At 70.4% G+C, this 9,556-nt stretch carries 4 protein-coding genes and 2 pseudogenes; 2 read left to right on the forward strand and 4 right to left on the reverse strand.

Annotation, left to right across the window (positions count from 1 at the left end):
- Positions 1-97 precede the first annotated feature (97 nt).
- Together murA and B1L11_RS54300 are read left to right on the forward strand one after the other, a co-directional pair.
- Positions 98-1,402 (forward strand): UDP-N-acetylglucosamine 1-carboxyvinyltransferase, encoded by a 1,305-nt coding sequence (gene murA / locus B1L11_RS35695; RefSeq protein WP_079319717.1) that lies wholly within the window; start codon positions 98-100, stop codon positions 1,400-1,402.
- A gap of 52 nt (positions 1,403-1,454) precedes the next feature.
- Entirely contained in the window at positions 1,455-4,328 is a 2,874-nt protein-coding gene (locus tag B1L11_RS54300; protein WP_306291749.1) for a transglycosylase domain-containing protein, read from the forward strand.
- A gap of 217 nt (positions 4,329-4,545) precedes the next feature.
- Here B1L11_RS54300 and B1L11_RS35705 read toward each other — a convergent pair whose 3' ends face one another.
- From B1L11_RS35705 to B1L11_RS35720, 4 genes and pseudogenes are all read right to left on the reverse strand, one after another.
- Positions 4,546-4,791, reverse strand: coding sequence for a hypothetical protein (locus B1L11_RS35705; protein ID WP_079319718.1), 246 nt, complete (start codon positions 4,789-4,791; stop codon positions 4,546-4,548).
- A 241-nt stretch (positions 4,792-5,032) separates the two neighbouring features.
- Complete coding sequence (locus B1L11_RS35710) at positions 5,033-5,587, reverse strand: hypothetical protein (RefSeq protein WP_256863180.1); 555 nt, start codon at positions 5,585-5,587, stop codon at positions 5,033-5,035.
- A 61-nt stretch (positions 5,588-5,648) separates the two neighbouring features.
- A pseudogene (gene dnaE / locus B1L11_RS35715) lies at positions 5,649-9,169 on the reverse strand (DNA polymerase III subunit alpha).
- Between the two features lie 70 nt (positions 9,170-9,239).
- Positions 9,240-9,556 (reverse strand): annotated as a pseudogene (locus tag B1L11_RS35720) (chorismate mutase); the annotation flags it as partial.

The following is a 9,556-nucleotide window of genomic DNA, read 5'->3' on the forward strand; positions in this document are numbered from 1 at the left end:
CCGATAGTACCCACGTGGTGATTGGGTCCGGTCCCGTTACTCTTGCTGAAGCCGGGTGCAGGGGACACACGGTATCGGTGTGGGCCAAGGAGGCCGAGTGAGCGAAGAGGTATGGCAGATCGACCCGTCCGGCCCGCTGCGGGGGGACGTGGAGGTCCGGGGATCGAAGAACGCGGTCTCGAAACACATGGTGGCGGCGATGCTCGGCACAGGCCCGAGCACGCTGCACAACGCCCCCGAGGTCGGCGAGGTGGGGCTCACCGCCGCCATGCTCGAAGCCCTCGGCATCCACGTGGAGATCACCCCGGGTGAGATCACCATCGAGCGGGGCACCGAGATCCGGCCGCGGGTGCCGGAGGAGTACACCGGGCTCAACCGCATCCCGATCCTGATGCTCGGTCCGCTGCTGCACCTGGCGGGCGAGGCGTTCGTCCCCCTCGTCGGCGGCGACCCGATCGGCAGGAGGCCGGTCAACTTCCACGTCGAGGCGCTGCGGTCGATGGGCGCGGAGATCGAGGTCGGCGACAACGGCATCACCGCCAAGGCGGCCCGGCTGCGCGGCAGCCGCATCACGCTCCCCTACCCCAGCGTGGGCGCCACCGAGACGATCCTCATGACGGCGGTGCTGGCGGAGGGCAAGACCGTCATCAAGGGCGCGGCGATGGAGCCCGAAGTGGTGGAGCTGGCGCTGTTCCTCCAGCGCATGGGCGCGATGATCGAGCTCAGCCCCGACCGCCGCATCGTCATCGAGGGCGTCGAGCGGCTGCACGGCGCCTCCACCTGGCTGGCCGGCGACCGCATCGAGGCGTTCTCCTACCTCGTGGCGGGCCTGGTGACGGGCGGCGAGGTGCGCGTGCACGGCTGCCACCAGGACCGGCTCGTCACCGCCATCACCACGCTGGCGAGGATGGGCGCGCGGTTCGAGATAACCGACGAGTGGCTGTGCGCCTCCGCCCCGGACGGCCTGCGCGCGGCGGCGGTGCAGACCGACACCCACCCCGGCTTCATGACGGACTGGCAGACGCCGCTGATGGTGCTGTTCACCCGCGCCGAGGGCATGTCGGTGCTGCACGAGACGGTGTTCGAGAACCGGCTCGTGTACGTGCCCGCGTTGCAGAAGATGGGGTGCGAGATCGAGGTGTTCGCCCAGTGCCTGGGCGGACCGGCGTGCCGCTACCACGACACCAACGCCAAGCACTCGGCGGTCGTACGCGGAGTCTCCAACCTGCGCGGGGCCGACGTCACGCTCCCCGACATCCGCGCCGGGTTCTCCGCGGTGCTGGCCGCCGCCGTGGCCGAGGGCACCTCGACCCTGCGGGGTGTCAACCACATCGAACGCGGTTACCACAGACCGTTCGAACAGTTCACCTCCCTCGGGTTGAAGATCAACAGGATCACGTAAAGCTTTGCGGCCTCCGGGTTTGGAGAAACGCCAGAGGTCGCACTGATATCCCGTGACCTCTCGTCTTCTCAGCACCGTCCTCGCGTTGGGCATGTGCGGCGCGGCCGGGGGCACGCTGGTCGCCGGGCTGGTCATGCCCTACGTGGGCGGGGCCGGCCTGGCGGCCAAGAGCGCGGCCTCCACCTTCACCGACCTGCCCGCGCCCCTGCGCGAGGAGCCGCTGCCCGAGGTGACGCGGCTGCTCGACCGCAACGGGCACCAGATCGCCCAGTTCTACTACCAGAACCGGCAGTCGGTGCCGCTGAGCGCGGTCGCCCCGGTCATGCGCCAGGCCATCGTGGCCATCGAGGACGCCCGGTTCTACGAGCACGGCGGCCTGGACATCAAGGGAACGCTGCGGGCCTTCGTCACCAACACGCGGGCCGGCGGGATCAGGCAGGGCGGCTCGTCCATCAGCCAGCAGCTCGTCAAGAACATCATGCTGAACCAGGCCGAGTCGGAGCAGGAGCGGGCGCAGGCCCTCGTCCGCTCGTTCCGCCGCAAACTGGACGAGCTGCGGTACGCGCTGGCGCTGGAGCGCAAATACACCAAGGACCAGATCCTCGAGCGCTACCTCAACATCGCCTACTTCGGCGCGGGCGCGTTCGGCGTCCAGGCGGCGGCCAAGCGGTTCTTCGGCGTCGACGCCGCCGACCTCACGCTCACGCAGGCCGCGACGCTCGCCGGCGCCGTGCGCACGCCGTACGACACCGATCCCTCGCTCGGCGAGGAGCACCAGGAGAGGCTGCGCGCCCGGCGCGACCTGGTCCTGGGCCGGATGGCCGAGCTCGGAGTGATCGGCAAGGACGCGGCGCGCACCGCCGCGGCCGAGCCGCTGGCGCTGCACCTGCGCCCCGAGCCCGGCGGCTGCGCCGGCAGCGCCCACCCCTTCTTCTGCGTGTACGTGGAGCGCGAGGTGCTCACCAACCCCGCCTTCGGATACACCAGGGCCGACCGGGAGCGGCGCCTCCAGCGGGGCGGGCTGACGATCTGGACGACCATCGACCCGGTCGCGCAGCGGGCCGCTGAGCGTGCCATCGCCGCGCGGGTCAGGCCCCGCGACAACCAGGTGGCGTCGGAGACGATGATCGAGCCGGGCACCGGGCGCATCCGCGCGATGGCGGTGAGCAAGCGGTATGGGCGCAACCCGCACGACCGCGACCTCGGGCCCAGCACCACCTACAACCTGGCGGCCGACACCGCGCACGGCGGCGGGCTCGGCCTGCAGGCGGGGTCCACGTTCAAGGTGTTCACGCTGGCCACCGCGCTCAAGCAGGGGATGCGGTTCGGCGACGGCTTCACGATCCCCGGCTCGTACGTCCCGTCGTACGGCTATCGCGACTGCTCGGGCAGGGCCGTCAACGACCCGAACACGGTCATCCACAACGCGGGCGGCGAGGGCGGCGGCGGGCCGTACAGCCTGGAGATGGGCACCTGGCAGTCGGTGAACATCTTCTACATGCGGCTGGAGCGCGAGGTCGGCCTGTGCGACGTCGTGCAGACGGCCAAGTCGCTCGGCATCAGGCGGGCGGACGGCGCGCCGCTCCACGAGGTGCCGACGTTCACGCTGGGCGCCAACGAGATGGACCCGACGACCGTGGCGGCGGCGTACGCGGCGATCGCCGCCCGCGGCCGCTACTGCAGGCCGATGGCCATCACCGCCGTCGTGGAGCGCGACGGCACCCGCACCGAGATACCGCCCGCCTGCGTGACCGCGCTCGAACCCGCGGTCGCCGACGCGGTGAGCCACGTGCTGACGGGGGTCTTCACCAAGGGCACGATGCGCGGGCAGTCCATCGGCCGGCCCGCCGCGGGCAAGACGGGCACGAACAACGGCTACACCTCGGCCTGGTTCGCCGGGTACACGCCCGGCCTCGCCTCCGCCGTCAGCGTGGGCGACATCCGCGGCTCCTACCGCTATCCGCTCACCGGCGTCACCATCGGCGGCCGATACTACGGCGCGGTGCAGGGCGCCTCGCTGCCCGGCCCGATCTGGGTGGACTCGATGCGCGCGGCCCTGCGGGGCACCCCGGCGTACGGATTCGTCCCGCCCGACATGGCCCGGTTCGGCGGCGGCTTCACGCCCGGCCTGAAGGAGGCGCTGGAGAAGCAACGCAAGAAGGAGAAGAAGAAGCGGGAGGCCGAGCGCGAGAAGCACGACGACGGCGACGGCGCGTCGGCCCAGAGGGAGGGCGCGACGGACGGCGCGACGAACGGCGGCGAGGAGGCCTCCGGCAGCGCCAGGACCACTCCCCTGGCCGAAGGGGCCAGGACCACCCCCACCGCCGTCCGGGCCGCTCTCGCCCCTCCTCGCCGCTCCACCTCGGTCACCTCCACCCGTAACCCGCCGGGTGCCACAGGCGCCCGCTCGGTCGCCCGTGGCTCCTCGCCCCATGCGCCACTCCGCAGGGGCTCCGGCGCCGCACCCGCGACGTCCGGCGGGACGGGCTGGGCGAGTCTCACCCACCCCCGCGCCGGTGCGAAGGGGAGCGGCCATCGGCCGGCGCGCGCCGCCCCGCCCACCGCGTCCGGCCGCCGGCCGGCGGGCGCCATCCCGCCCGCCGCGTCCCGCCACCGGCCCGCTCGTCCCCGTGCCCGGGAGAGCGACCGCCACCCGCGCGGCGGACGGCCGGCACCACGCCGTGACCCACGAGAACCGGCACCCGCGGGCGGCCCACGGCGCGAAGCACGCGGCGCGGCATCCGGCGGGAAGCCGGGGAACCGGCCGAGCCGAAGCACCGGCTCGGCACCACCGCCCGGTCCACCGCGTACGGCGCCACGCCTGAGCGGATGGATGCCGCGCCCGCGATTGTGCCTGCCGCGCAGGGAGGCGGGGGGCGATGATGGGGGCGCACCGAGCCGGACCGCCCGCGCGCCGCCCTCGTGACGGGTCTCGGCGGAGCCGGCAAGACCGAACTCGCCCTGCAGGCCGCGCACCTCGCCCGCGAGCGCGGCTGGTTTCCCGGCGCCGTGCTGTTCACCGACCTCCAGGGCTACGCCGGCCTCTCATGCCACTGTGAGGTCCCCAGCCACGCGGAACAGGAGGTCTGGGACGAGCGTCCCGGTCACCACGATCGGACCGCGCAAGGGCGGCGATGCGGCGCTCAGCCCGGCGAGGTGCTCGGCGAGTTGCTGCGGGCGCTGAGGCTGGACCCCCGAACGCGTCCCTCCCGCCACCCAGGACCGGGCCCGCCGTTCGCGACGGTGCTGGACGCGTACGCCGGGCAGGGCCGGCCGATCCTGCTGGTCCTGGACAACGCCTCGTCGGCCGAGCAGGTCAGGCCGCCGCTGCCCGGCACGGGCACGGTGTCGATCACCTCGCGGCTCACGCTGGACGTGGAGGCGCGCATCCTCGACCTCGGCATGCTCGCGCCCGGCGCGGCCGTCGAACTCCTGGCCCGCGCGCTTCGCCTGGCCCTGGGCGACGCCGACACCCGGGTCGCCCGGGAGCCCGCCGCGGCGGCGAAGGGCGTCGGCGAGTGGGGGAACGTCCCAGTCGGCCCGTTCCTCGTCCGTGGTGGGCCGGACCCCGGTACAGGCGCCGTCTGCCCCCTGCGTCGACGTACTGCGTCCCGTGTCGCTGCGCCGGGCCTAGTTGGTGCAGTCCTGGTTCTTCAGGGCCAGAGCCAGCTCGTAGACCTTGCCTCGGTGCGCCAGGAAGTAGTAGAGGGCCTTCGGGTTACCGGGAACGGCAGCGACGGGGTAGTTACCCGTGGTGTCGAGCCGGGGGTAGGCCTTCTTGACCTGCTTCATGGTGGAGCCGACCTGGATGCCCTCGGGCGTCTTGACGCCCTTGGGCGCTCCGATGAGGGCGACTCCCAGATCCTTGGAGATGTAGAGGCCCACACTGTCGCGGCCGGTCGGGTGGGCCTTGAGATCCCAACCGGAGCATTGACCGTCGTCACGCTTCTTCACTATCTTGCGGGTCGCCTCAGCCTGCTTGACGGTCATCCCGAGCCGCACCCCTCCGTAGCCGTACGGGCCGAACTTGCCGGCCGCACTGGTGGTGGCGTCGGCGGACGTCGCGGCCGCGCTCGCCGCCGTGACGCCGGTCAACGCGATCCCCGCGGCGAGCGCCGCCGCAATGGCCGGGCGTGCGAGCCGGACCGCCTTGTGCTTGTGGATTCCTCTGTGATCGTTGTTCATGCCGTGTTGGACGGCCGCCCGGCCGGGAAAGTTCGCTGCGGCCCGGTGACCGGTCAGCCGGTCAACCGGCCAGGCAGGCCGGGCCGAGCAGTTGCTTGAGGTCGCCCATCAGGGCGGGTGACGGGGTCACCCGGAGCCGGTCGTCCAGCCGCATGACCGTCGTACGCGGCCCGTTGTGCACCTGGAGGTGGACCTCCGTGGTCCCGGGGTGGGTGGTGAGCACCTCCTTGAGCCGGCCGACGACGGGCGGCGTGCAGCGGTTGATCGGCATGCTCACCACCAGCGGCCCGCCCGACTCTGCCGTGAGGTCCGGCGCGGTCACCTCCATCGCGATGATCTTCGCGACGTCCTCCCGCTTGTCGATCCTGCCCTTGACGAAGACGATCGCGTCCTCGGCGAGCACGGTCGCGCAGAGCTGGTAGGCCGATGGGAAGATCATGACCTCGATGGAGCCCTCCAGGTCCTCCAGCATGGTGAGGACCCAGGTGTCGCCCTTCTTGGTCACCTTCCGCTGCAGGCCCGACAGGATGCCGCCGACCGTGACGACCTGCCCGTCGGGGCGGCTGTCGTCCTGCAGTGCGGCGATGGAGCAGTCGGCGCCCGCCGACAGGATGTGCTCGACGCCGAACAGCGGGTGGTCGGAGACGTACAGGCCGAGCATCTCCCGCTCGAACTGCAGCAGCGTCGTCTTGTCCCACTCCCCCGGCGGGATCTGCACGTCGAAGGTCTGGTCCTCGGCGCCGTCGATCGCGCCGAACAGCGAGTCCTGGCCGATCGCCTCGTTCTTCTTGATGTCGATGATCGCGTCGACCGCCTGCTCGTGCACCATCAGCAGGCCCTTGCGCACGTGCCCGAACGAGTCGAACGCGCCCGACTTGATCAGCGACTCGATGACGCGCTTGTTGCAGACGATCGCGGGCACCTTGCGCAGGAAGTCCTTGAAGTCGGTGAACCTGCCCTTCTCCTTGCGCGCCGCGATGATCCCGTCCACGACGTTCGCGCCGACGTTGCGGATGGCCGACAGGCCGAACCGGATGTCGGTGCGCGCGGGGTGAAGTCGAAGTCGGAGTCGTTGACGTCCGGCGGGAGCACCTTGATGCCCATGCGGCGGCACTCGTTGAGGTAGAGCGCCGACTTGTCCTTGTCGTCCTTGACGCTGGTCAGCAGCGCCGCCATGTACTCGGCCGGGTAGTTGGCCTTGAGATAGGCGGTCCAGTAGGACACCAGGCCGTACCCGGCGGTGTGGGCCTTGTTGAACGCGTAGTCGGAGAACGGGAGGAGGATGTCCCACAGGGCCTTGATCGCCGCCGCGGAGAACCCGTTCTCCTTCATGCCCTTCTCGAAGAACTCGAACTGCTTGTCCAGCTCGGACTTCTTCTTCTTGCCCATCGCGCGGCGGAGCAGGTCCGCGCCGCCGAGCGTGTAGTTGGCCACCTTCTGGGCGATGGCCATGACCTGCTCCTGATAGACGATCAGGCCGTAGGTCGTGCTGAGGATGTCCTTGAGCGGTTCCTCCAGCTCGGGGTGGATCGGGATGATCTCCTGCTGGCCGTTCTTGCGCAGCGCGTAGTTGGTGTGCGAGTTGGCGCCCATCGGGCCGGGCCGGTAGAGCGCGAGGGCCGCGGAGATGTCCTCGAAGTTGTCGGGCTTCATCAGCCGCAGCAGCGTGCGCATGCCGCCGCCGTCCAGCTGGAAGATGCCGAGCGTGTCGCCCTTGGCCAGCAGCTCGTACGTCCTGGTGTCGTCGAGCGGGAGCTCCAGCAGCTCGATCTTGTTCCCGGTGTTGCCCTCGATCATCTTCAGGCAGTCGTCGATGATCGTGAGGTTGCGCAGGCCCAGGAAGTCCATCTTCAGCAGGCCGAGCGTCTCGCAGGTCGGGTAGTCGAACTGCGTGATGATCGCGCCGTCCGAGTCGCGGCGCATGATCGGGATGTGGTCGGTCAGCGGCTCGGCCGACATGATGACGCCGGCGGCGTGCACGCCGGTCTGCCGGATCAGGCCCTCCAGGCCGCGCCCGAGGTCGATCGTCGCCTTGACGTCGACGTCCTCCTCGTACAGCTTGCGCAGCTCGCCCGCCTCGTTGTAGCGCGGGTGGTCGGAGTCGAAGATGCCCGACAGCGGGATGTCCTTGCCCATCACCGCCGGGGGGAACGCCTTGGAGATGCGGTCGCCCAGCGCGTACGGGTAGCCGAGGACGCGGCCGGCGTCCTTCACGGCCGCCTTCGCCTTGATGGTGCCGAACGTGGCGATCATGGCGACCTTGTCGGCGCCCCACTTCTCGGTCACGTAGCGGATCACGTCGGCGCGCCGGCGCTCGTCGAAGTCGATGTCGATGTCGGGCATCGAGACGCGCTCGGGGTTGAGGAACCGCTCGAAGATCAGGCCGTGCGGGATCGGGTCGAGGTCGGTGATCCCCAGCGAGTACGCGACCAGCGAACCGGCGGCCGAACCACGGCCGGGACCGACCCGGATGCCGTTGTTCTTGGCCCACATGATGAAGTCGGCGACCACGAGGAAGTAGCTCGGGAAGCCCATCTGGATGATGACGCTGAGCTCGTTCTCGACCCAGGCGCGGTGCTCCTCGTCCACGCCGCCCGGGAAGCGGCGCTTCAGGCCCTCCCAGACCTGCTGCCGGAAGTACTCCTCCTCCGTCATCCCCTCGGGGATCGGGTAGGTCGGCATCAGGTTGTGGTAGGGGAAGAAGCCCTCGGGGTCGACCTTCTCGGCCACCAGCAGCGTGTTGCGGCACCCCTCCTGCCAGATGTCGGAGGAGTCGACCGCCCGCATCTCGTCGGCCGTCTTGATGTAGTAGCCGCTGCCGTCGAACCGGAACCGGTCGGGGTCGCTGAGCTGCTTGCCGGTCTGGATGCACAGGAGCGCGTCGTGGCCGGCCGCGTCCGACTCGTACGTGTAGTGGGAGTCGTTGGTGACCACCGGGGGGATGTCCAGCTCGCGGCTGATCCGGACCAGGCCGTCGCGGACCCGGCGCTCGATGTCGAGGCCGTGGTCCATGATCTCCAGGAAGTAGTTCTCCTTACCGAAGATCTCCTGGAACTTCGCGGCGGCCTTGAGCGCCTCGTCGTACTGGCCGAGCCGCAGCCGGGTCTGCACCTCTCCGGACGGGCAGCCGGTGGTGGCCATCAGGCCCTCGGCGTGCTCGGCGAGGATGTCGGCGTCCATCCGGGCCCACTTGCGGACGAAGCCCTCGGTGTAGGCGCGCGAGCTGAGCTTCATCAGGTTCTTCAGGCCGGTCTTGTTCCGCGCCCAGATGGTCATGTGGGTGTAGTAGCCACCCGCCGACACGTCGTCGCTCTTCTGGTGCGGCTCGCCCCACAGCACCGGCTTCTTGTGCATGCGCGACTCGGGCGCGACGTACGCCTCGATGCCGAGGATGGGCTTCACCCCGGCGCCGGTCGCCTGCTTGTAGAAGTCGTAGGCGCCGTGCATGTTGCCGTGGTCGGTGATCGCGATCGCGGGCATCTCCAGCTCGCCCACGAGTTTGAACATCTGCTTCAGCCGCGCCGCTCCGTCGAGCATCGAATACTCGGTGTGGACGTGCAGATGAACAAACGAATCACCCATGAGACCCCCATCGTCACCGGACCGCGGACAGAGCCTAACGCGAACCAGTGGGACTCACGTGGTTCGGATCCTATCTCCGTTCCTCGCCGTCCCGCTTCTCCTCGGACAGGCGCAATCCGGCCTCGATCACGGCGTTCATGATCGGGGCGAGCAGCCCGGCGCCGAGGCTGGGGGCGCGGCGGGCCATGGCCGCGACGAGGCGCCGCTCGCGGTCCATGTCCCGCCCTCTGAACCCGCCGACGGGCTTGAGCCGCTGGATCCGCCCGGCCAGCGCGGCCCGGCGTTCGAGGAGCGTGGCGAGACGCCGCGTCCACCCTGTCGATCGCGCCGGCCGCGTCGGAGGTCTCGGGATCGTCGGCCGCGCGAGTGCCGCCGATGACCGGCTCG

Origin of the sequence: Microbispora sp. GKU 823, from assembly GCF_002027145.1 — a bacterium.
Taxonomy (GTDB): domain Bacteria; phylum Actinomycetota; class Actinomycetes; order Streptosporangiales; family Streptosporangiaceae; genus Microbispora; species Microbispora siamensis.